Genomic DNA, 21,479 nt, shown 5'->3' on the forward strand with positions numbered 1-21,479 from the left:
GAGGGAATCACCATCCATTATCGAAATCGCGCCACTCGGTACAGCATGCTCTGGTTTACAGCGTCTTGATTGATCAATCTCAACTTTGTGACCGGGTAGCGCATCAGTAGTTTATCGGCAGCCGGGCGCAGTTCTTGCTGTCGCCCAAGGATTGCCAAACCTATGCAGGGAAGTTTGGGGGCGATGGCCCATCTTTCAAGCGCAGATCAATGCGATTTAACAGATAGTCGGCCTTCGAATCTGCGCCGCACTGACATACACTGCGCGGCCGTTTTTTAACCGGAACTTGAAAGACATGAAAAACGCATCTCCAGCCCGTGCCTGCGGTATCGACTTCGGCACGTCCAACTCCACCGTCGGCTGGCTGCGCCCCGGCATGGAAACGCTGATCGCGCTGGAGGACGACAAGATAACCCTGCCCTCGGTGGTCTTCTTCAATATGGAAGAACGCCGCCCGGTGTACGGCCGGCTGGCACTGCACGAGTACCTGGAAGGTTACGAAGGCCGGTTGATGCGCTCGCTCAAGAGCCTGCTGGGCTCCAAGCTGATCAAGCACGACACCAGCGTCCTCGGCACGGCGATGCCGTTCAAGGACCTGCTCGGGCTGTTCATCGGCCAGTTGAAAAAGCGTGCCGAAACCGCCGCCGGTCGGGAGTTCGAGGAAGTGGTGCTGGGCCGTCCGGTGTTTTTCGTCGATGACGATGAACTGGCCGACCAGGAAGCCGAGAACACCCTGGTGGACGTAGCCCGCGCCATTGGTTTCAAGGACGTCTCGTTCCAGTACGAGCCGATTGCAGCGGCGTTCGACTATGAATCCACCATCGAAAAGGAAGAGCTGGTACTGATTGTCGACATCGGCGGTGGTACGTCGGACTTCTCGCTGGTGCGCCTGTCCCCTGAGCGACGCGGACATGACAACCGTCATGACGACATCCTCGCCACCGGCGGCGTGCACATCGGCGGGACCGATTTCGACAAGCAGCTGAGCCTGCAAGGCCTGATGCCGCTGTTCGGCTACGGCAGCCGGATGAAGAGCGGCGCCTACATGCCCACCAGCCATCACATGAACCTGGCGACCTGGCACACCATCAACTCGGTGTACTCGCAGAAATCGACCCTGGCCCTGGGCAGCATGCGCTACGACATCGAAGACACCGGCGGCATCGATCGCCTGTTCAAGCTGATCGACCAGCGCGCCGGGCACTGGCTGGCGATGGAAGTGGAAGAAACCAAGATCCAGCTGACCCACGCTGACAGCCGTCATGTGCCGCTGGACCGCATCGAGCCCGGTTTGAGTGTGGAACTGACTCGTGCGCTGTTCGAATCAGCCATCGACAACTTGCTGGAGCGGGTGCGCAACAGCGTGACCCAGTTGCTGAACGACGCCAATGTGCGGGTCGATCAGGTGGATACGGTGTTCTTCACCGGCGGTTCTAGCGGGATTCCGGCGCTGCGTAACAGCGTCTCGGCGATGTTGCCGAAGGCGCAGCATGTTGAGGGGAATATCTTCGGCAGCATCGGTAGCGGGTTGGCGATCGAGGCGGCCAAGCGTTACGGCTCGATGGATTGACCTGAAACCCTGTGTCGAGGGAGCCTGCTCCCGTTGGACTGCGCAGCAGTCCCTTCTTTTGGAGATAAGGGAGGCCGCTTCGCGACCCAACGGGGGCAAGCCCCCTCGCCACAGTAGATCAACGCAGGATCAAACCATCCCCACCTGCTTCAACTCACTCTTCAGGTACGCGTAATAAATCGGCCCTGCCACCACCCCCGGCAGGCCGAACGCGGCTTCGAACACCAGCATCGCCAGCAGCAACTCCCACGACTTGGCACTGATCTGCCCGCCGACGATGCGCGCGTTGAGGAAGTATTCGAGCTTGTGGATAAAGATCAGATAACCCAGCGCCGCCACCGCCACCCAGATCGACAGCGACAGGCCGACGATGGTGATCAAGGTGTTCGACATCAGGTTGCCGATCACCGGCAACAAGCCGAGCAGGAAAGTCAGCACGATCAGGGTTTTGGTCAGCGGCAGCTTGATCCCGAACATCGGCAGGACCACCGCGAGGAAAATCCCGGTGAAGAAGGTGTTGAGCAGGGAAATCTTGATCTGCGCGAAGACGATGTTGCGAAATGCCTGGACCAACAGGTGCAAACGGTCGAACAGCGCCGCGGCCAAGGGCTTGCGCTTGGTCAGGTCCGGCACGCGCTGCAAGGCGATGATCGCGCCCAGCACCATGCCGATCAGCAGCGTCACGAACATGTGCGCCGCGTCCTTGCCCACCAGTTGCAAGTCGCTCAAGTGCTTGCTCATCCACTCGCCGATGGCCACCCGGAATTCGGCGGCACTGGCCGGTAAATAAGCATCGATGAACGGCGGCAACTGCCCGCGTGCACGGTCGACCACGCCCATGAATTTGTCGAGGGAAGCACCGGGGTTTTCCGCCTCGTGCAGCAGGAAACTGATCGCACCGGCAAAGATCAGCGCCAGCACACTGACCACCAATGTTCCCAGCAATGCCACCGCCAACCAGCGCGCACGGCGGCCTTCGATCAGCCGTTGCAATTGCGGCGTGAGCATGTTGACCAGTTCGAATACCAACAACCCGGCCAGCAGGCTGGGCAGCAATCGCAGAGGGATCACCAGTAGCAAACCGCCAAAGATGATGACCCAACTGATGAGCAACAAGACCTGACGCTGAGAAAACGCTGACATACAGCCTCAAAACGAACGACGTGAAAGGATTGGCAGTCTGCCAGCGTTCCGGCGCCGAAGCGAGCGGATGACCCACAAGCGGCGTCACCCCGAAAAGATCGCAGCCTGTGGCAGCGCCTACAGGGAACGCGATCTCATGCGGGAGCTGCCGCAGGCTGCAATCTTTTGATGTTTATTTTTTCTTCAGGCACTCGCTCATGAACGCTTTGCGCGCATCGCCCTTGAGGGCCTTGGTGGCGGCATCGGCGTTGCAGGTTTTCATTTTTTCTTGCTGAGGAGTCAGGGGTTTGGCGGCATCGGCGGCCGGGGCGGCTTTGAGGCAGCTGCTCATGAAGGCTTTGCGCTCGTCGCCTTTAAGGTTCTTGGCGGTAGCGTCGGCATTGCAAGTGGTCATCTTGTTCTGTTGGGCAGTGGCGGCGAAACCCTGGGAGCAGAGCAGCAGACCGATCATCAACAACGGGGCACGCAACATCTTCATGGAGTTTTCTCCTTGTTACCGCACCGATGGGTACGGCCTCGCTCTGGAGTGTAGACAAAGCCTGTTACACGTTCACCTGCTATCAAGGTGGCTGCGTCGATACTGTTCCGGCGTGCACCCGGCCTGGCGTTGAAACATCGCGATAAACGCCGAGCCGGTGCTGTAACCCATGTCGAAGGCGATTTCCTGAATGCTGCGGTGGCTGTCCAGCGCTTCGATCGCCGCCAGAAACCGCAACCGTTGCCGCCATTCACCGAAACTCATGCCCAACTCGCGAACAAACTGCCGGGCCAGCGTGCGTTCGCTGACGTGAACCTGCCCGGCCCAATACGCCAATGGCCGGTTATCCCCAGGCTCGGCCTGCAAGGCTTCCAGAATGCCAAGTAACCCGGGGCTGCTGGCGTAGGGCAAATAGCACTCATGCATGGGCGCCTGTTGCAGTTGGTCCACCAGCACTTGAGCCAGACGCTGGTCCGCGTCGTGCTCGGGAATTTTCACATCGCGGGCGGCGAAGTCTTTCAGGATCGCCTTGAGGATGTCGCTGATCGCCAGGGTGCAGGCCTGTTGCTGCAGATTGCGGCACAGCGTCGGCGCGAGGCAGACCGCGCGATAGTTGATCGGCTGATGGCTATAGAAACTGTGTTCGGTCCCGGGCGGCACCCACACCGCGTACTGCGGCGGCGACATGAAACGGCTGCCATCGACTTCCATGTGCAACACGCCATGGGCGGCGTACTCCAGCGTGCCCCACGGATGCCGGTGAGGCGCAGCGTATTCGTGAGCGCTGAAGTCGGCATAGCGGAAATACACCGCCGACGGCAGTTCGCTGAAATCCAGCAGGTCGATGTGTTTACTGTTCATGCTGTCCGGAATCAGGGGCAGGTTGTCTGGATCGCAGTATAGGCTTGCATCCAGACAGACGGATAATTGCCCCTCATTAACGTTCTGGCTTTTTTCCGATGCAATACGCTTATCCCCTGCTGGCCATTTTCATTTGGGCCGGCAACACCGTGATCAACAAACTCGCGGTGGGTGCAATCTTCCCCGCCGAAATCGGCTTCTACCGCTGGCTGCTGGCCGGGATTCTGTTCACGCCTTTCATGCTTAAGCCGGTGATCGCCCATTGGCCAGTAATACGCCCAAACCTGGGGAGGATCTTCATCCTCGGCGTACTCGGCATGGCGGTTTATCAGAGCCTGGCCTATTTCGCTGCAACACTGACGTCGGCCACCAACATGGGGATCATTCTGTCGCTGATGCCGTTGATGTCGCTGGCCATGGCGATGGTCAGCCTCGGCCAACGCCTGACCGCCGGAGCCCTGGCCGGCGCGGTACTGTCGTTTGCCGGTGTTCTGGTGGTGGTGTCGTCCGGCAGCCTTGGCGCGTTGCTGGAGCACGGGGTGAACCTGGGCGACGCGATGATGCTGATCGCCACGCTGGCGTATGCGGTTTACAGCACCTTGCTGAAAAAATGGCAGCTGCGCTTGCCGCCGCTGGTGTTGCTGTATTTACAGGTGCTGGTGGCGGTGGCGGTGCTGTTTCCGCTGTTCCTCGCCTCACCGAAAATCGGCCCGACCCTGCATAACATTCCGCTGGTGCTTTACGCCTGTCTGCTGGCCTCGATGCTTGCGCCGCTGGCGTGGATGCAGGCCGTGGTGCGCCTGGGCCCGAGCCGGACCACGCTATTTTTCAATCTGCTGCCGTTGATTACGGCGCTGATTGCGGCGGTGGTGCTGCATGAGCAGTTGGCGCTGTATCACCTGGTGGGTGGGGTGTTGACGTTGGGTGGGGTGATTTTGTCGGAGCGCTGGACTACCGTGCTGGGCCGCAAGAACAGCGTTGCCTGACCGGACGCCTTCGCGGGCAAGCCACGCTCCCACAGGTTTCGTGTCGGACGCTGGCAATGGGCACGACGCCAAACCTGTGGGAGCGTGGCTTGCCCGCGAAGAACGATAACGCGGTCTAAACCCCTGCTGCCTTCAGCCGCGCGGCATGCTCGACAAACAACCGCACCGGCTCCGCCCCTTTGCCCACCAGCCCCAGGGATTGGTTGACGATATCGAAGTGATCCATCGGGTATTGATCGCCAATCACCGTCCCGAGATGCGAGCTGTAGCGCCCGACCATCCCGTCGCAATGCCCCGCTTCACGCACGAAGGTTCTGGCAAACAACCGGCAACTGCGGTTAGTGCCGTCGAACAGGTTGCACCCGCGATCGGTCTTGCCCGGCTGCAAAGTCCCGGACCAGGAGTAATAGCGCACGCCATTGACCACTTCCGGACCATGCCCACCCCAGGTGTCAGGCAGCCCCTGTGGATAACGCTGATTGAACAGCGCCACGCCGGCCGTGGTCAGCGACTGGTGCGAAGCCGGGATGTCCACCGGCAGCCTCGGCCCGCGATACCCGGTTTCCAGCAGGCACATCAACGCGCTGATCAACCACAAAAAAAAGGTGAGCAATCGGCCCCTGGCGCTGTCTGCCGGGTAGTGATCGTGCAGGTAGTCCGCCAGCTCCGAACCGTGATTGGGCCCGGCCACCGAAGTCACTGAAGCCACCTGGTCCGGGCGTTTTGCCGCAGCATACCGAGCGGTCAGCGAGCCCTGGCTGTGGCCGATCAGGTTAACCTTCTCGGCCCCGGTATCACGCAGGATTTCCTCGATTCGTGCCAGCAATTGCTCACCACGCACCTCGGTTGAGTTGAGCGGCGAGACCTGCACCGCGATCACGGTTGCACCGTCCCGGCGCAACGCCGAAATGATCCCGAACCAATACGGATAGAGCAGCAGACGAATAAACCCGAGCATCCCCGGGACCAGCACCAACGGGTAACGCGTGGCGGAGCCTTGCGACATGGATGAACATCCTTGTGGTCGGTGAGATGAAGCAAGGCTGGATGCAAGGCCTCAGCCAAGCATCGCCATCCAAGATGACAACTCGACGACCAGTCTATGACATCCCCTACTTCAACCCCACCACGCCCGCCACAATCAGCCCGACCGACACCAGCTTCAGCGCAGTCAGGCTTTCGCCCAATAACGCAAAGCCGAGGAACACCGTGCCCAGTGAACCGATGGCGGTCCAGATCGGGTAGGCAATGCTCACCGGCAATTCGCGCATGGCCAGGGTCAGGAAATAAATCCCTCCGATTGCCGCCACCACGGTGATCACCGAAGGCCAGAGCCGGGTGAAGCCTTCGGCGTACTTCATGCCCATGGCGAAGGTGACCTCGAACCCGGCAGCAATCATCAGGAACAGCCAGGCCATCTAGAACTCCCTGGCCAGCGCCAACAAGCGCTGTTCGGCCTCGGCCACGGAAACCTGGAAGGTGCGCTCGGCGGACTCTTCGCCCTCGGCGGCGACAACCGTGACGTCAGTGATGCCGATGAACCCCAGTGCCGTGCGCAGCAACGGGTCGGCATGGTTCATCGCTTCAAGCTCACCGCCGGGGCCGAAGCCAAACCCGCCGCGACTGGTGACGATCAACGCCTTCTTGCCCCGCACCAGCGGTTCGTACTGCGCGATGCCGTTGTCCAGGCTGTGATTGAACGTCAGTCCGAGCCGCACAATCTGGTCGATCCAGGCCTTGAGGCCGCTGGGCACGCTGAAGTTGTACATCGGCGTGGAAATCACCAGCAGATCATGGCCGAGCAACTCACCCACCAACTCATCGCTGAGTGCCAGGTCGGCCTGCATCGACAACGGTCGCGCTTGAGGCTCCGGATGAAAAGCAGCCGCTACGAAGGCTTCGTTGACGGCCGGGATCAACGCCCGGCCGACTTCACGGCGGGTCAATTGCGACTGCGGGTTACGGACCTGCCAGGCTGAAAGAAACACCTCGGCCAACCGCCGCGAATGAGAACGTTCACCACGGGGGCTGGCGTGAATGGCAAGAATTGTGCTCATCTGAATCTCCTTAAGGGCTAAACTGAAACGGCTTGTGGCTGCAGCTTGAAGCGCACAGCCGCCTGCCTTCAAATGAGCAAAAATCAGTCTGGATGAATCTATTTCATCCATGGAGTTTTAAATGTTTGCCTCGTTGCCATTGACCGCCCTGCGGGCCTTCGAATCCGCCTCGCGCCTGCTGAGTTTCAAGGCTGCCGCCGAAGAGCTGTCCGTGACGCCGACGGCCGTTTCCCATCAGATCCGCTCCCTGGAGAACTGGCTCGGCGTGCCGCTGTTCGAACGACTGCCACGCCAGGTGCGCCTGACCGAGTGCGGCGAACGGCTGTTCCGTAGCCTGCATGGCGCCCTGCTGGAAGTGGCGCAAAGCGTCGATACCTTGCGCCCGCAACGCAGCGGCACGAGCCTGACGATCTCCACCACCGCCGCTTTCGCCGCCCTTTGGCTGGTGCCACGGCTGGGACGGTTTTATGCCCGGCATCCGCACATCAGCGTGCGGCTGGACACTCACTGCGAAGTCATCGATTTGCATCAGGACGCCAGCGTCGATCTGGTGCTGCGCTACAGCCAAGACGACTACCCGAACCTGTATGGGTTGTGCCTGTTCGACGAATCCTTCGGGGTTTATGGCTCGCCTGAACAAGTGGCCCTGGCGACCCGTCGGGTACCCACCCTGATCAGCGTGCAGTGGCATAACTCCAAACTGTATGCCCACGGCTGGGAAGCCTGGTGCGCGCAATCCGGCGAAACCTGGCTGACCGGACAGCCAGCGGTGCGTGAATACGACGAAGAACATTACGCCCTGCAAGCCGCCATCGCCGGGCAAGGTTTGGTGCTGGCGAGCAATATTCTGGTGTCGGAGAGTGTGGCCAGCGGTTTGCTGGTGCCTTATCGGGGTGAGATTCAGGTTGATGGGGCTGGATACAGCGCGCTGTGCGTACCGGGACGCGAGCGGCATCCGCCGGTGCGGGCGTTTTTCGCGTGGTTGCAGGAGGAGGCCCGGCTGTCTGGTCTGTTGCCAAGATCGCAGTCTGCGGCAGTTCCTACAGGGGAACGCATTCCAATGTAGGAGCATCGAAGACATCCTGGCCTGGGACATAGAGCTTGCAGATGACTCGCCGATATTCTGAAAGATCTCTAGCGATTCTTGAACCGCCTTCGCGGGCAAGCCACGCTCCCACGGGTTTTGCGTCGTGCCCATTGTCGGCATGCGACACGAACCCCGTGGGAGCGTGGCTTGCCCGCGATGGCGTTTTTACAGACACCGGAAATTACTTGGTTGGCTTGACCGTCACCGGAGCCTTGCCCGCCTTCATCTGCTCCAGCAACGGCGCACATTGATTCGGCTCGCCAGCGCTCGGCGCGATCAGCGCCAGCAACCCCGCCGCCGGCGCGGCAATCACACCCAACGCCACCATCCCGGCCCCGCGCAGCATCAGCGGCACCGCTTTCACCCCCGCATCCGGCTTGATGAACTTGCCCCGCACATACAGTGGCGAACGCAACGAAATCAAGCGCCAGCCCTTGGATTCCGGGCTGATGGTCAGGTCCAGTTGCTCGGTCGCCATGTTCGCCGTGCCATCGATGTAGACAATCGCGTTCTCGGTATCGAAGACGAACAACTGCGTGGTCGCCAGACCGCTCTTGATGTCGAAATTGGCCGCCGCGCAGTTGATCTTCACTTCCTTGTCGCCAAAGATTTTCCCGACCACATAGTTGCCGACATTGAGCCCGGCCAGCTCCATCAACTCGCGACTGATGGCGCCATCATTGATCAGCATCTTCAAATTGCCGTCGGCGGTGCCCAGCAGCTTGGCCACCGAGTTGCCACGACCGACAAGGTCGGCATCGCCATTGAGCTCACCGAAACTGGTTTTCATACGTTCAATGGAGGGGAACAACTGTTTGAGCTTGAACTTGCGCGCGGTCAATTTGGCCCGGCCTTCCAATGGCTCGGCGCGCCCGTTCAGACGAATCTGCGCCTCCAGATTACCGCCAGCCACGCCGAAACGCAGGGGCTCTAGACTGAGCACACCATCCGTCAGCACCAAATGGGTGTAGAGGTCGTTGAACGGCAGTTTTTCGCTGTGGACGATGCGCTTGCCAGTGAACTCAACGTCAGCGTCCATATCGCGCCAGCGCTCGGTCTTGAATTCCTCGACCGGCAGTATCTTGTCCGCCGGCTGCTTGCTTTCACCGCCGCGGGCCTTTTGCCTCGCATTGGAGTCGGCGCCGATCAGTGGGGCCAGGTCGGCAAACAACAGTTGATTGGACTCCACCGCCCCGCTGAGCTTGGGCCGCGGTTGGCTCGCGACATAAGCCAGGTTGCCATGGATGTCGCTCTCGCCGATCTTGCCGTTGAAGTCCTCATAGCGGTACACCGCCCCGCCCGACTCATGCAACTTGGCGGTCAAATGCCCATCAGTGGCATACGGCGGGGTATCCGGCAGGGTCACGCCGATCAGCGGATAGAGATTGCCCAGGCTGGCACCGGCCAGTTTCAGGCGCAGATCCAGGGCGCCGAGGTTCAATGGGTCGGTGAGCGTGCCGGCCAGTTCGACGCTGGTGTCGGCAATCTTCATTTGCGCATGAAGCGGGAACGGCTTGGCGGCATCCTGTAGGGCCAGCAAACCACCGATTTTGCCTTGGCCGGCCAGATTCTGGCCGTGGTATTGGCCTTTGACCTTCAACGCGAACGCGTAATCCTGCGGCGAACCGCCCTTCTCAAGCGCGGTTTTCGCCGCTTTGTCGCCGACGATGTCACTGAACGGAATCGGTTTGCCCAGCGGATCGATAAGCAAGTCGAGGCGGGTTTTCAGACTCTGGTCGTCGAGCGTGACATGGCCCTTGTCGAAGCCGATGGCACCGATGTCCAGCACCCAGTTAGAAGGCTCGGCATTCGGATCCTTGGGGTCGAACTTGAATGTCCAGTTGGCGCGGCCGTCGGCCAGGCGCTGCAGGTCGGCATTGGGCTCGGTCAGGTCGATGCGCGGGATCGTCACCCGCTGTGTCAGCAAGGCCAGCGGTGAAATACGCAGCTCGACGCGTTTGAGAGTGGCCATCTGCGGTTGCTTCGACCAGTCCGGGTTGCCCAGGCTCAGGTCCTCGGCCACCACATGCGGCCACGGCACCCAGGCCCGCCAGCCGCCTTCGTCGGGCTCGCGCTGCCAGACCACCGCGAGGTTGCCGTTGATGGCGAACGGACGATGCAGTTCTTCAGAGACTTTGGCGTTAAGGGGCGGCTTGATCCGGTTCCAATCGAAGAACGCGATGATCAGCACCAGGACGGCCAGCAGCACAACGAGGCTGGCGGAGGTCCAGGCAAGCATTTTACGAGTGCGCGTCATTGCACAGAGCTCCTGAATACGACTGAGCGCCCTGACAGCGACGCACTGATGAAACGTTAGGCCAGAACCGGCCTGCCATGAAATGTACGACTGGAAAACGGCCCGCAGGTTTAACCCGAAGGCCGATCGAACGCAAATAGCCGTCTCGCCCCTCTCTTTTTAGCGTTACCGACCCCGCACTTTTGCGAGGCGAAAATGAGTCGAAAATACCCACCTCAGTGCAAAAACGTTCGCCGGAAACGCCCGTTCTAGAGCCGCTCGGCCAAACAATCAATTCCGTTGATTATTACCATTGCGTTTATGAACTTTTATATCGACTTATCGAGAGTAGCATTGCCCTCGTACCCACTTTATCGCCCTCCCAAGGAGCAACCCATCATGAAACGCGAATTACTGCTTAGCCTGACCCTCTCAATGTTAGCCAGCACCGCTTTTGCTCTGCCGGCTGCCGATCAGGCCACTCCACAAGTCAAAGACAGCCACTCGGTGTTCAGCCAGACCGTTGCCGATGGTGCCAACGGTAACGAGCGCCTGAAAGAAAAAGGCCTGATCACCCAGGATGGTTCGGATCGCACTCCACAGGGCCAAACCCTGGCCGCTGACGGTGCTGACCGCACTCCACAAGGCCAAACTCTGGCTGCTGACGGTACCGACCGTACCCCACAAGGCCAAACCCTGGCGGCTGACGGTACCGACCGTACCCCACAAGGCCAAACCCTGGCGGCTGACGGTACTGACCGCACTCCACAAGGCCAAACCCTGGCGGCTGACGGTGCCGATCGCACTCCACAAGGCCAAACCCTGGCGGCTGACGGTGCCGATCGCACTCCACAAGGCCAAACCCTTGCTGAAGGTGGTGGTGACCGTGTGATCGAACGCAACAGCGCTGTGAGCTAAGCCCATGGCGGCCTGGAAAAAAAGCCCAATCCCCGGATTGGGCTTTTGACTTTATAGAAGCTGCATTTCCCCCGCGTGATCCCCCGACAGTCCGTTCGACGCCAGCGAAGCCGATTTGCTAGAGTGCGCCGCTGTCCCTGTCCAGAAAACACCCTTGCGATGCTGCCCCGCGCCGAACAGAAACAACAGACCCGCAACGCCCTGATGGACGCTGCCCGCCACCTGATGGAAAGCGGCCGAGGATTCGGCAGCTTGAGCCTGCGCGAAGTGACGCGAACCGCCGGGATCGTGCCCACTGGTTTCTACCGGCACTTCGCCGACATGGACGAATTGGGCCTGGCGCTGGTGTGCGAAGTCGGCCAGACCTTCCGCGAAACCATCCGCCTGGTGCGCCATAACGAATTCGTCATGGGCGGTATCATCGATGCCTCGGTGCGGATCTTTCTCGACGTGGTCACGGCCAATCGCTCGCAGTTCCTGTTTCTTGCCCGAGAGCAGTACGGCGGCTCGCTGCCGGTGCGCCAGGCCATCGGCCGCCTGCGCGAGGACATCAGCTCGGACCTGGCGGCCGATTTGTCGCTGATGCCCAAACTGCAGCATCTGGACATCGCCGGCCTGAGCGTCATGGCCGATCTGATCGTCAAAAGCGTGTTCGCGACCCTGCCGGACATCATCGATCCGCCGGCCGAAGCATTGCCCGAGCACCTGACACCACAGGCGAAAATCACCCAGCAGTTGCGGTTTATCTTTATCGGGCTGAAGCATTGGCAAGGACTCGGCAGTACCGAGTAACCCGTTAGAAAAAAATCGCAGCCTTCGGCAGAAGGCTGCGATCTTTTTGTGCGCTGCAAATTGGTGCGTAAACACCCGCCACGCACCAACTTCAATCAAAGTCCTGCAACATTGTGAGTCCCCCCCGTCGCTCTGACAGGCATTTCCTACCTCTCACCCGATTGGCAAGCCCCTTGCTCTAGCCTGAACATTGTTCATTGCTGGAAGCCTTCCGATGCTGGTGATTCATCGCAGAATCGACCCTCAACCCGTCTGGGCCGCCGAGTTGCACCTGACCTTCGAAGCCAGGAGCAAAAGTCGCTTGCGCTGTTTCAGTGCCGAGGGTGAAGACGTCGGCTTGTTTCTGGAGCGCGGCCAGCCACCGCTGCATGACGGCGAGTGCCTGCAAGCCGAAGACGGGCGCGTCGTTCGCGTCTGTGCTCGCCCCGAACAACTGCTGCACGTCACCTGCGCCAATGCGTTCGAACTGACCCGCGCCGCCTATCACCTGGGCAATCGCCACGTGGCCCTGCAAGTCGGCGACGGCTGGTTGCGCCTGCTCGATGATTACGTGCTCAAGGCCATGCTCGAACAGCTTGGCGCCAAGGCCGAGAACATCGAAGCGCCGTTCCAGCCGGAACACGGTGCCTACGGTGGTGGCCATCACCACTCGCGCCACGGTGACGAGGACTTCAACTACCCGCCGAAACTGCACCAGTTCGGCGTGCGCTTATGAACCCCGCCTGGGCGCTGCTGCGCCTGGCCAGCCCGCAGCTGCCAATTGGCGGCTACAGCTATTCCCAGGGCCTGGAAATGGCGGTGGATAACGGCCGGGTCAATGATCCCGACAGCGCGCGACGCTGGATCAGCGATCAATTGCTGCTGAACCTGGCGCGTTTCGAAGCACCGCTACTGCTCGCCCATTGCACCGCCGCAGCCGAAGAAAACTGGGCCGAGTTGCTGCAACGCTGCGAAGAGCATCGCGCCAGCCGCGAAACACGTGAGCTGCATCAGGAGAGCCGGCAGATGGGCTATTCGCTGCAGCAGCTGCTCAACGGCTTGCCGGAGCTGGATGAGCCTGCTCGCGCCTTTCTCGAGCAACGCCCTGAACCGCACTTGGCTCTCGGCTGGGCGCTGGCGGCTCGCGCCTGGAACATCAACCCGCAAGATGCGCTGGCCGCCTGGCTCTGGAGCTGGCTGGAAAACCAACTGGCGGTGTTGATGAAAACCCTGCCGTTGGGCCAGCAAGCCGCACAACGCCTGACCAGCGAACTGCTGCCGTTGCTGCAACAGGCGCAGCAAGACGCCAGCCGAATCAATCTCGAACACGTTGGCAGCGCCGCTTTCGGTCTGTCCCTGGCGTGCATGGCCCATGAGCGCCAGTACAGCCGTCTGTTCCGTTCCTAGGGCCTTTTAGTTTGGAGAATCACATGAACACACAACCCCTGCGCGTCGGCATCGGCGGCCCGGTCGGCTCCGGCAAAACCGCCTTGACCCTGGCCCTGTGCCTGGCCCTGCGCGAGCGCTACAACCTGGCCGTCGTGACCAACGATATCTATACCCGCGAAGACGCTGACTTTCTGGTGCGCAACGAAGCCTTGGCACCGGAGCGGATCATCGGCGTGGAAACCGGCGGCTGCCCGCATACGGCGATCCGCGAAGACGCCTCGATCAACCTCGAAGCCGTGGACCAACTGAACCGGCGCTTTCCGGGGCTGGATCTGATCCTGGTGGAGTCCGGCGGCGACAACCTCTCGGCGACCTTCAGCCCGGAACTGTCCGACCTGACCATTTACGTGATCGATGTCTCCGCCGGCGACAAGCTGCCGCGCAAGGGTGGCCCCGGCATCTGCAAATCCGACCTGCTGGTGATCAACAAGATCGACCTGGCGCCGCTGGTAGGCGCATCGCTGGAGATGATGGACAGCGACACCCAACGCATGCGCAACGGCAAGCCGTTTGTCTTCAGCAACCAGAAAACCGGCCAAGGCCTTGAAGCAATCATCGCCTTCATCGAACGCCAAGGCCTGCTGACTGCGGCCTGATCACACTTATCAACAAGGAAAGCTATCCATGACACTGAAACGCATTCTGGGCGCCATGGCCCTGCTGCTGACCCCAGCCATTGCCTTCGCCCACCCGGGCCATGGCGACAACGGCTTGATCGCCGGCATCAGCCACCCGATCGGCGGCCTCGATCACTTGCTGGCGATGGTTGCCGTGGGATTGTGGGCGGCGCAGCAGAAAGGCGCTGCGCGCTGGGCCCTGCCGTGCACATTCGTGGGCACCATGTTGATCGGCGGCTTGCTGGGTTTTGAAGGGCTGAACCTGCCGGCGCTGGAGAGCGGGATTGCGGCATCGGTATTGGCACTGGGCCTGGCGGTGGCGTTGGCGGTGCGACCGCCCTTGAGCCTGGCGGTGGCGGCGACTGCGTTGTTCGCGCTGTTTCATGGCGTGGCACATGGCCTGGAACTGCCGGACATATCCAGTCCTTGGGTGTATGCCGCAGGGTTTGTGGCAGCGACAGCGGCTTTGCATACCGCGGGTTATGCGCTGGTTCGCGTCTTGCCTCAGGCCGCGGCACCGCTGGTTCGGCTGGCGGGTGCGGCGTCGGCGGCAACCGGAGTCTGGTTGCTCGCGGGTTGATTCTCTAGCGTCTGAACTGGCCCCTTCGCGATCCGACTTGCCCGCGAAGGCGGCCTGACAGACACCGCATCTCTAAGGCCTGCTAACATGTCGCGCAATTAACCCTGCCGTGACGACGCCAGCCAATGCCGCATGTTTCCCGCTCTGCCTCCCAGCCTGAATTGACCGCCCTGTTCGCCTCAGTGCATCAGCACTTCCAGGACGTGATCGTGCCGCTCTGGCAGGGCCCCGGCTGGAACGCCGACATGGCGTTGCCTTATGAGGCGCTGGATGCCGAGCATAAACCGCTGCCCCCTCAGCGCTACCGGGCCATGGCCTGCGCGCGGCAGCTGTATTTGTTCTCCAGCCTGATCGGCCAGGTGCCCAAGGCTGAAGAGCGCGCGGCGGCGCTGTTTCGTTCCTTGCAACGGCATTTCCACGATGCCGAGCATGGCGGCTGGTTCTACAGCATCGACCCGCAAGGTACGCCGCTGGACCAGCGCAAAGACCTCTACACCCACGCCTTCATCCTGTTCGCTTGCGCCCATTATTGGAACAAGGTTCGCGAACCGCTGGTGGAGTCGGTACTCAATGCCGCGCTGGAAGTGGTGGCGCAGCGTTTCGCCACGGGCGACGGCCTGTACGAAGCCAGCCTGGACCGTGATTGGTCCTCGCTCGACTCCGGTCCATTACAGAACCCGCTGATGCATTTGGCCGAAGCCTTCCTCGCCACCCTGTCGGTGCGCGAAGACGCGGCTGTGCAGAACGCGCTCATCGAGTTATGCACAGCCATGCAAAAGCGTTTCATCGACCCGCGACATGCGGTGTTGATGGAGAAGCCGCTGGGAGCTGTGGATAACTGGTTCGAGCCGGGCCATCAGTTCGAATGGTATTTCCTGCTGCAATCCTCGCCATTGCTGCGCGGCTCGACACTGCATGCCTCGCTGGAGCGCGCGTTTGCGTTCACCGAGCAACGGGGTGTCGATCAGCAGACCGGTGCCGTGCGAGCGATGCTGGAACTGGATGATCACCCTCGCGACGCAACCCAACGCATCTGGGCTCAAGCCGAATACCTGCGCGCCCTGACCTTACGCCCGGACAGCGAAGCATCGGTGCAACGCCAATTGCAGGCGTTGCAGCAGCGCTTTCTGCACGCGGGCGGTTGGTATGAGTGTCGCGATGAGCAGGGCGAAGTAAGCCGCAAGGACATGCCTTCGACCACGCCTTATCACTTGGCAACCTGCTATCGCGGGCTGGCCGAGTATCTCGGCTGAGTTTTTGTGGCGAGGGGGCTTGCCCCCCGTTCGGGGGCGAAGCAGCCGCCTGCGATGCAACTGACAAAACACTAGGGCTGCTGCGCAGCCCAACGGGGGCAAGCCCCCTCGCCACAATTACGCCTTGCCGCCATTACGCTCAATGGCAAACCCGCTCCAGGTCTGGCTCACCGGCATCAGCTCAAGGCTGTTGATGTTGATGTGGGCCGGTGCGTTGAGCACCCAGAAAATGGTCTCGGCGATGTCTTGCGGCTGGATCGGGTCGGCACCGGCGTAAGTGGCGTTGTAACGCTCCTGGTCACCGGCAAAACGCACCAGCGAGAACTCGCTCTCGCACAGGCCCGGCTCGATGTTGCTGACCCGCACGCCCGTACCTTGCAGGTCGCAGCGCAGGTTCAGGGAGAACTGTTTGACGAACGCCTTGCTCGCGCCATACACGTGGCTGCCCGGGTACGGGTAGTTGCCGGCGATGGAGCCGAGGTTGACGATGCTGGCGCCACGACCATGAGCGATCAAACGTGGCAGCAACAGGCGGGTGCTGTACATCAGGCCTTTGATGTTGGTGTCGACCATGGTGTCCCAATCATCGAGATTGCACTTGGGCGCCGGGTCCACACCCAGGGCCAGGCCGGCGTTGTTGATCAGCCCGCGCAGCTTGGCGAAGGATGGCGGCAGGTTGGCAATCGCCTCCTCCATGGCCTTGCGGTCCCGTACGTCGAGCACCAGGCCATGGACCTCGGTCTGTTTCGACAACTCGGCGCACAGGGCATTGAGGCGCTCTTCACGACGACCTGTCAGCACCAGTTTCCAGCCGGCCTCGGCAAAACGACGGGCACAGGCTTCACCAAAACCGGAGGTCGCGCCGGTAATAAACAGGGTGTTGGACATCGTGTTCTCCTTGCGTCGGCTGACAGTCAGCCCTTGGAATAGAAAATCAACCGGCAGCATGCCCGGCCTTTTCCACAGCGGCAACCATGGCAAAAACCGTACAAAAAATGATCAATGCTGGCAACACCCCATGCCCCGTGGCTTGCAGCCATGTACGCGCACCTTATCCACAGGCCGGTCCACAGTTTCCGGGGGCAAGTGGAAAAGCTGCAAGCCGCTATCCACAAGGCTTTGCGGGTAGATTTGAAAGTTTTTTTCTTGACCCTGAGGCATCCGCTGTGTAGTCCAGGACAATTTGCACGACCGAGCGGTCATAGCGACGATGGCGCCAAGCCAGCAACCACGGCCCTCAGCCGAGTCTTTCCAGAGTTTAACCACAGACTTATCCACAGGCTTGTCCACCTCGGCTCATACCGTGTTCGCTCATAACAAAAAGGTTGACAATGCCCACTTCAGGCTCGCCAAAAGCACCTGATCAAAAAACAATCATCTCTCTGCAAGCCACGTATTCAAAGGCTTACAGCCAGCTACTCCCACGTTATTCACAGCCAGCTCCACAGCAAACGGGGACAAGTCAAAACCGTGACAAAACAGCAATTTGCAGCGGCTTTATGTCGCGCTTTGAGAGGTCATGAATATTGTTTTCCACAATTTCCCTTTACCTCAAACCACAGCCTCGTGTAGGGATTGTGCGGGCATAAAAAAACGCCCTGAGTTCGTCAGGGCGTTTTCCAGGCTCTTCGGTTTAGTGCCCGCCGAGATAGGCGTTACGCACCTCCTCGTTCACCAGCAGCTCCTTGCCGGTGCCGCTGAGGCGGATCTGCCCGTTGACCATCACGTACGCCCGGTCCGACAGCTTGAGGGCGTGGTTGGCGTTCTGCTCCACCAGAAAGATGGTCATGCCCGTCTTGGCCAGTTCCCGCAGGGTCGCGAAGATCTGTTTCACCACAATCGGCGCCAGCCCCAGGCTCGGCTCATCGAGCAGCAACAGCTTGGGTCGGCTCATCAACGCCCGGGCGATGGCGAGCATTTGCTGCTCGCCACCAGACATGGTCATGGCCCGCTGGTTACGCCGTTCCTTGAGCCGCGGAAACAGCTCGAACATGCGCTCCATGTCCTCGGCGGCGTACTTGTCACCGATCGGAATGGTGCCCATCAGCAGGTTTTCCTCGACGGTCATGTCGGGGAACACCCGGCGGCCTTCCGGCGACTGAGCGATACCGTTGGAGGCGATGTAGTGGGACGACTTGTGAGTGATATCCACACCCTGATAGACGATTTGCCCGTCAGCCGCCCGTGGCTGACCGAAAATCGACATCAGCAGGGTCGATTTGCCGGCACCGTTGGAGCCGATCAGGCTGACGGTCTCCCCTTCATTGATGTGCAACGAGACTTTCTTCAGGGCCTGGATCGGTCCGTAGAACACGTCGATCTCTTTCAGTTCGAGGATCGGTTGACTCATACCAGTTCCTCTTCGTCGGCGCCCAGGTAGGCGGCAATCACTTTCGGATCGTGTCGGATCGCATCAGGCCCGCCCTCGGCGATGACAACGCCGTGGTCCAGCACCACGATGTGGTCGGAAATGCTCATGACCATGCCCATGTCGTGTTCGATCAGCACCACGGTCAGATCATGCTCGTCACGCAGCAGCCGGATCATCGCGCTCAGCGCTTCGGTTTCCTGAGGGTTGAGGCCGGCGGCCGGTTCGTCGAGGCAGATGATCTGCGGCCGGGTACACATGGCCCGGGCGATCTCCAGACGGCGTTGCTGACCATAGGACAGTTCACCGGCCAGGCGGTTGGCGCAGTCCACCAGGTCCACCACTTCCAGCCAGTAGAAGGCGTGGTCCAGTGCATCGCTTTCGGCCTTGCGATAACCCTTGGTGTTGAGGATGCCGGCCAGCATGCCGCGGTTGACCCACATGTGCTGGGCCACCAGCAGGTTTTCCAGTACCGACATCTCCTTGAACAGGCGAATGTTCTGGAAAGTCCGCGCCAGACCGGCACGGTTGATCAGGTGCGTGCCACCGAACATCTTGTAGTGGAGCCGGCTGATGAAGCTTTTCGGCGAAACGAAATCGGTTGCCTTGAACGGCTCCCCGAGCATTTTGATGACGTTGGTTTTCACCCCACGGGTGTTGAGCTCGATATGCCCGCCGGACGCTTTGTAGAACCCGGTCAAGCAGTTGAACACAGTGGTCTTGCCCGCGCCGTTGGGGCCGATCAACGCGAAGATCGAGTTGCGCTTGACCTTCAGGCTGACGTCACTCAACGCCTTGATGCCACCGAAGTGCATCATCAGGTTCTCGACCGAGAGTACGACTTCACTCATGGCGCTACTCCTTTACGCGGGGTCACACCGGTACGGCTGATCCGGATCAGGCCGCGCGGTCGCCAAATCATCATCAACACCATCAGGATGCCGAACAGCAGCACGCGATATTCAGCGAAGCCGCGCAGCAGTTCCGGAGCGACGGTCAACACGAATGCTGCCATCACCACGCCGATGGTCGAACCCATGCCGCCAAGTACCACGATGGCGAGGATCAATGCCGATTCGAAGAAGGTGAATGAGGTCGGGTTCACAAAGCCCTGATAGGTCGCGAAAAACACGCCGGCCAGGCCCGCCGTCGATGCGCCGATGGTGAACGCCGACAGTTTGACCAGTACGTGATTCAGACCCATGGAGCGACAGGCGATTTCGTCTTCACGCAAGGCTTCCCATGCGCGACCGACCGGCATGCGGGTCAAGCGATGCTTGATGTACAGCACGGCCAGCACTACCAGGAACAACACCGCATAAATGAAGTAGTACTTCACGTCCGGGTTGTAGGCGATGCCGAAGAACTCATGAAAAGGTACCCCACCGTCCTTCGCTCGCTTACCGAATTCGAGACCGAAGAAAGTTGGCAACGGCGCCGCCATGCCATTCGGGCCACCGGTCAGGGACAACCAGTTGTTGAGGATCAACCGGATGATTTCACCGAAGCCCAGGGTCACGATTGCCAGATAGTCGCCGTGCAGACGCAGCACCGGGAAACCCAGGATGCACCCCGCCAGCCCGGCAGTGATCGCCGCCAAAGGCAGCACCGTCCAGAAGCCCAGCCCCAGGTATTGGTAACCAAGCGCCAGACCGTAGGCACCGATGGCATAGAACGCCACATAACCCAGGTCGAGCAGGCCGGCCAGGCCGACCACGATGTTCAGGCCCAGGCCCAGCAGCACGTAGATCAACCCAAGGATGACCACGCCCAACAGGTAAGAGTTGGAGAAGAACGGGAATACCACGGCGACAACGATCACCAGCGGGACGACCCAGCGCAACCGGGATTTGTAATCAGGCGCCAGAACATGAACCCCGGAACCAGTGCTCTCAAAGCCTTCGAGAATTCTCAGGCCTTTGGAGGTTTGCAAGAATAGGCTCAGGGCAAAGCGGCCAGCCATAACGATGGCGACTATCCACGCCACACGCGTCGGCTGCAGGTTGAAGCCGTAGCCGTCGAGGACCACACCAACAATCGGGCCGAACACAATCAGGGCGATGAGGCCGGCAAGAATCGCGTCAACCAGGCTTTTTTTGACATCAATGGTTTTAGTGGTTGAAGACATCGCTTACACCTTCGACACAAGAGGACGGCCAAGCAGGCCTTGAGGCCGAAAGACCAGAACAAGAACGAGCAGCGAGAAGCTGAAAACGTCTTTGTAATCCGAGTTGACCAGCCCCGAGAACAGCGACTCGGAGATCCCGAGAATGATCCCTCCCAGCATGGCGCCGGGCAGTGAGCCGATCCCGCCGAGCACCGCCGCGGTGAACGCCTTGATCCCGATGACGAAGCCTGCGTAGAAGTCGAACGTGCCGTAGTTCATGGTGATCAGCACGCCGGCCAGGGCCGCCATCGCCGCACCGATGATGAACACGTAGGAAATCACCCGATCGGTATTGATCCCCAGGATCGAAGCCATCTTGCGGTCTTGCTGGGTGGCGCGGCACATGCGGCCGAGCTTGGTGTACTTGATGACGTAGGTCAGCAGGCCCATCCCGACGAATGCGGCAACCAGAATGAAGATTTTGGTGTAGGTGAGTTGAACGAAGCCGTTCCCGACTTCAACTCGCCATGCACCGGTCAGCAGTGTTGGTACACCCTGTTGACGGGCGCCCTGACTGATCTGTGCATAATTTTGCAGGATCAGGGAAATACCGATGGCGCTGATCAGCGGTGCCAGTCGGGTGGAGTTGCGCAGCGGTTTGTAAGCGACACGCTCAATGACCCAGCCATACACCGCGGTGACGATGATGGTGAAAACCAGGGTGCCGAGCATCAGCAGCGGGAAGGATTCAATACCGAAGTAAGCCAGCAGAGCCAGACTGATCGCCGCGAGGTACGCAGAGATCATATAAACCTCGCCATGGGCGAAGTTGATCATGCCGATGATGCCATAGACCATTGTGTAGCCGATGGCGATCAGGCCATAGACCGACCCGAGGGTCAGGCCGTTGACCAGTTGCTGCAGGAAAATACCATCCATAACGCAATCTCACGCACTTGAGAGACTGCACAGAAGCCGGGCGCGACGGACCGGGGTTC

The 21,479-nt window shown here is 60.4% G+C and carries 22 protein-coding genes; 10 read left to right on the forward strand and 12 right to left on the reverse strand.

Translation table 11 applies throughout. The features are described from left to right. Window positions 1-295 precede the first annotated feature (295 nt). Window positions 296-1,570, forward strand: coding sequence for an Hsp70 family protein (locus tag JUI81_RS05215; protein WP_028940149.1), 1,275 nt, complete (start codon window positions 296-298; stop codon window positions 1,568-1,570). Window positions 1,571-1,699: 129 nt separating this feature from the next. Here JUI81_RS05215 and JUI81_RS05220 read toward each other — a convergent pair whose 3' ends face one another. From JUI81_RS05220 to JUI81_RS05230, 3 genes are all read right to left on the reverse strand, one after another. Beyond that, complete coding sequence (locus JUI81_RS05220; protein ID WP_018928460.1) at window positions 1,700-2,713, reverse strand: AI-2E family transporter; 1,014 nt, start codon at window positions 2,711-2,713, stop codon at window positions 1,700-1,702. A 172-nt stretch (window positions 2,714-2,885) separates the two neighbouring features. Next, entirely contained in the window at window positions 2,886-3,191 is a 306-nt protein-coding gene (locus JUI81_RS05225; protein WP_204123895.1) for a PsiF family protein, read from the reverse strand. Window positions 3,192-3,263: 72 nt separating this feature from the next. Then, entirely contained in the window at window positions 3,264-4,052 is a 789-nt protein-coding gene (locus tag JUI81_RS05230) for a helix-turn-helix transcriptional regulator (RefSeq protein WP_028940150.1), read from the reverse strand. Between the two features lie 98 nt (window positions 4,053-4,150). Here JUI81_RS05230 and JUI81_RS05235 point away from each other — a divergent pair, with 98 nt between their 5' ends. Beyond that, window positions 4,151-5,038 (forward strand): DMT family transporter, encoded by an 888-nt coding sequence (locus JUI81_RS05235; protein WP_028940151.1) that lies wholly within the window; start codon window positions 4,151-4,153, stop codon window positions 5,036-5,038. 115 nt (window positions 5,039-5,153) lie between these two features. Here JUI81_RS05235 and JUI81_RS05240 read toward each other — a convergent pair whose 3' ends face one another. From JUI81_RS05240 to JUI81_RS05250, 3 genes are all read right to left on the reverse strand, one after another. Then, window positions 5,154-6,044 (reverse strand): triacylglycerol lipase, encoded by an 891-nt coding sequence (locus JUI81_RS05240; protein WP_018928464.1) that lies wholly within the window; start codon window positions 6,042-6,044, stop codon window positions 5,154-5,156. Window positions 6,045-6,150: 106 nt separating this feature from the next. Further along, entirely contained in the window at window positions 6,151-6,456 is a 306-nt protein-coding gene (locus tag JUI81_RS05245; RefSeq protein WP_019650662.1) for a multidrug efflux SMR transporter, read from the reverse strand. Beyond that, a complete protein-coding gene (locus tag JUI81_RS05250; protein WP_019582231.1) occupies window positions 6,457-7,095 on the reverse strand; it encodes an FMN-dependent NADH-azoreductase in 639 nt (212 codons plus the stop codon). It lies immediately after the preceding gene. A gap of 121 nt (window positions 7,096-7,216) precedes the next feature. On the opposite strand from JUI81_RS05250, the gene JUI81_RS05255 reads away from it, so the two are divergent. Continuing rightward, window positions 7,217-8,161 carry a LysR substrate-binding domain-containing protein gene (locus JUI81_RS05255; protein WP_204123896.1) on the forward strand — a complete coding sequence of 315 codons (945 nt, stop codon included), beginning with the start codon at window positions 7,217-7,219 and terminating at the stop codon, window positions 8,159-8,161. Between the two features lie 202 nt (window positions 8,162-8,363). Here the strand turns inward: JUI81_RS05255 and JUI81_RS05260 are convergent, their stop codons facing one another. Further along, window positions 8,364-10,439: an AsmA family protein gene (locus JUI81_RS05260; protein WP_204123897.1), complete on the reverse strand. Its 2,076-nt coding sequence runs from the start codon at window positions 10,437-10,439 to the stop codon at window positions 8,364-8,366. 378 nt (window positions 10,440-10,817) lie between these two features. Here JUI81_RS05260 and JUI81_RS05265 point away from each other — a divergent pair, with 378 nt between their 5' ends. From JUI81_RS05265 to JUI81_RS05295, 7 genes are all read left to right on the forward strand, one after another. Then, entirely contained in the window at window positions 10,818-11,336 is a 519-nt protein-coding gene (locus JUI81_RS05265; RefSeq protein WP_019582228.1) for a hypothetical protein, read from the forward strand. 159 nt (window positions 11,337-11,495) lie between these two features. Then, the gene (locus tag JUI81_RS05270; protein WP_018928469.1) at window positions 11,496-12,128 is read left to right on the forward strand and encodes a TetR family transcriptional regulator; all 633 of its coding nucleotides are present in this window, start codon (window positions 11,496-11,498) and stop codon (window positions 12,126-12,128) included. Window positions 12,129-12,342: 214 nt separating this feature from the next. Then, window positions 12,343-12,843 (forward strand): urease accessory protein UreE, encoded by a 501-nt coding sequence (gene ureE / locus JUI81_RS05275; RefSeq protein WP_018928470.1) that lies wholly within the window; start codon window positions 12,343-12,345, stop codon window positions 12,841-12,843. After that, the gene (locus JUI81_RS05280; RefSeq protein WP_018928471.1) at window positions 12,840-13,514 is read left to right on the forward strand and encodes an urease accessory protein UreF; all 675 of its coding nucleotides are present in this window, start codon (window positions 12,840-12,842) and stop codon (window positions 13,512-13,514) included. Before ureE ends, JUI81_RS05280 begins: the two co-directional genes overlap by 4 nt. Before the next feature lie 23 nt (window positions 13,515-13,537). Further along, window positions 13,538-14,152, forward strand: a complete 615-nt coding sequence (ureG, locus tag JUI81_RS05285; RefSeq protein ID WP_007939066.1) for an urease accessory protein UreG — start codon at window positions 13,538-13,540, stop codon at window positions 14,150-14,152. A 28-nt stretch (window positions 14,153-14,180) separates the two neighbouring features. Next, window positions 14,181-14,753, forward strand: coding sequence for a HupE/UreJ family protein (locus JUI81_RS05290; RefSeq protein ID WP_204123898.1), 573 nt, complete (start codon window positions 14,181-14,183; stop codon window positions 14,751-14,753). A gap of 125 nt (window positions 14,754-14,878) precedes the next feature. Next, on the forward strand, window positions 14,879-16,006 hold the full coding sequence (locus JUI81_RS05295) for an AGE family epimerase/isomerase (protein ID WP_204123899.1): 1,128 nt from the start codon (window positions 14,879-14,881) through the stop codon (window positions 16,004-16,006). A 117-nt stretch (window positions 16,007-16,123) separates the two neighbouring features. Here the strand turns inward: JUI81_RS05295 and JUI81_RS05300 are convergent, their stop codons facing one another. The 5 genes from JUI81_RS05300 to JUI81_RS05320 form a co-directional block, all read right to left on the reverse strand. Next, window positions 16,124-16,894, reverse strand: coding sequence for an SDR family oxidoreductase (locus JUI81_RS05300; protein ID WP_086944072.1), 771 nt, complete (start codon window positions 16,892-16,894; stop codon window positions 16,124-16,126). Between the two features lie 745 nt (window positions 16,895-17,639). After that, complete coding sequence (locus JUI81_RS05305) at window positions 17,640-18,356, reverse strand: ABC transporter ATP-binding protein (RefSeq protein WP_019582222.1); 717 nt, start codon at window positions 18,354-18,356, stop codon at window positions 17,640-17,642. Continuing rightward, on the reverse strand, window positions 18,353-19,225 hold the full coding sequence (locus JUI81_RS05310) for an ABC transporter ATP-binding protein (protein WP_018928477.1): 873 nt from the start codon (window positions 19,223-19,225) through the stop codon (window positions 18,353-18,355). Before JUI81_RS05310 ends, JUI81_RS05305 begins: the two co-directional genes overlap by 4 nt. After that, window positions 19,222-20,502 carry a high-affinity branched-chain amino acid ABC transporter permease LivM gene (gene livM / locus JUI81_RS05315; protein ID WP_019582221.1) on the reverse strand — a complete coding sequence of 427 codons (1,281 nt, stop codon included), beginning with the start codon at window positions 20,500-20,502 and terminating at the stop codon, window positions 19,222-19,224. Before livM ends, JUI81_RS05310 begins: the two co-directional genes overlap by 4 nt. A 3-nt stretch (window positions 20,503-20,505) precedes the next feature. Beyond that, a complete protein-coding gene (locus JUI81_RS05320; protein ID WP_019582220.1) occupies window positions 20,506-21,420 on the reverse strand; it encodes a branched-chain amino acid ABC transporter permease in 915 nt (304 codons plus the stop codon). Between the last annotated feature and the right edge of the window lie 59 nt (window positions 21,421-21,479).

The organism is Pseudomonas sp. 008 (genome assembly GCF_016861935.1).
In the GTDB taxonomy this organism is placed as follows: Bacteria; Pseudomonadota; Gammaproteobacteria; order Pseudomonadales; family Pseudomonadaceae; genus Aquipseudomonas.

Excerpts from the sequence above, each read along its gene's own strand:
- JUI81_RS05215 (WP_028940149.1), top strand. The coding sequence starts at position 296 with ATGAAAAACGCATCTCCAGCCCGTGCCTGCGGTATCGACTTCGGCACG.
- JUI81_RS05220 (WP_018928460.1), bottom strand. The coding sequence starts at position 2,713 with ATGTCAGCGTTTTCTCAGCGTCAGGTCTTGTTGCTCATCAGTTGGGTC.
- JUI81_RS05225 (WP_204123895.1), bottom strand. The coding sequence starts at position 3,191 with ATGAAGATGTTGCGTGCCCCGTTGTTGATGATCGGTCTGCTGCTCTGC.
- JUI81_RS05230 (WP_028940150.1), bottom strand. The coding sequence starts at position 4,052 with ATGAACAGTAAACACATCGACCTGCTGGATTTCAGCGAACTGCCGTCG.
- JUI81_RS05235 (WP_028940151.1), top strand. The coding sequence starts at position 4,151 with ATGCAATACGCTTATCCCCTGCTGGCCATTTTCATTTGGGCCGGCAAC.
- JUI81_RS05240 (WP_018928464.1), bottom strand. The coding sequence starts at position 6,044 with ATGTCGCAAGGCTCCGCCACGCGTTACCCGTTGGTGCTGGTCCCGGGG.
- JUI81_RS05245 (WP_019650662.1), bottom strand. The coding sequence starts at position 6,456 with ATGGCCTGGCTGTTCCTGATGATTGCTGCCGGGTTCGAGGTCACCTTC.
- JUI81_RS05250 (WP_019582231.1), bottom strand. The coding sequence starts at position 7,095 with ATGAGCACAATTCTTGCCATTCACGCCAGCCCCCGTGGTGAACGTTCT.
- JUI81_RS05255 (WP_204123896.1), top strand. The coding sequence starts at position 7,217 with ATGTTTGCCTCGTTGCCATTGACCGCCCTGCGGGCCTTCGAATCCGCC.
- JUI81_RS05260 (WP_204123897.1), bottom strand. The coding sequence starts at position 10,439 with ATGACGCGCACTCGTAAAATGCTTGCCTGGACCTCCGCCAGCCTCGTT.
- JUI81_RS05265 (WP_019582228.1), top strand. The coding sequence starts at position 10,818 with ATGAAACGCGAATTACTGCTTAGCCTGACCCTCTCAATGTTAGCCAGC.
- JUI81_RS05270 (WP_018928469.1), top strand. The coding sequence starts at position 11,496 with ATGCTGCCCCGCGCCGAACAGAAACAACAGACCCGCAACGCCCTGATG.
- ureE (WP_018928470.1), top strand. The coding sequence starts at position 12,343 with ATGCTGGTGATTCATCGCAGAATCGACCCTCAACCCGTCTGGGCCGCC.
- JUI81_RS05280 (WP_018928471.1), top strand. The coding sequence starts at position 12,840 with ATGAACCCCGCCTGGGCGCTGCTGCGCCTGGCCAGCCCGCAGCTGCCA.
- ureG (WP_007939066.1), top strand. The coding sequence starts at position 13,538 with ATGAACACACAACCCCTGCGCGTCGGCATCGGCGGCCCGGTCGGCTCC.
- JUI81_RS05290 (WP_204123898.1), top strand. The coding sequence starts at position 14,181 with ATGACACTGAAACGCATTCTGGGCGCCATGGCCCTGCTGCTGACCCCA.
- JUI81_RS05295 (WP_204123899.1), top strand. The coding sequence starts at position 14,879 with ATGCCGCATGTTTCCCGCTCTGCCTCCCAGCCTGAATTGACCGCCCTG.
- JUI81_RS05300 (WP_086944072.1), bottom strand. The coding sequence starts at position 16,894 with ATGTCCAACACCCTGTTTATTACCGGCGCGACCTCCGGTTTTGGTGAA.
- JUI81_RS05305 (WP_019582222.1), bottom strand. The coding sequence starts at position 18,356 with ATGAGTCAACCGATCCTCGAACTGAAAGAGATCGACGTGTTCTACGGA.
- JUI81_RS05310 (WP_018928477.1), bottom strand. The coding sequence starts at position 19,225 with ATGAGTGAAGTCGTACTCTCGGTCGAGAACCTGATGATGCACTTCGGT.
- livM (WP_019582221.1), bottom strand. The coding sequence starts at position 20,502 with ATGTCTTCAACCACTAAAACCATTGATGTCAAAAAAAGCCTGGTTGAC.
- JUI81_RS05320 (WP_019582220.1), bottom strand. The coding sequence starts at position 21,420 with ATGGATGGTATTTTCCTGCAGCAACTGGTCAACGGCCTGACCCTCGGG.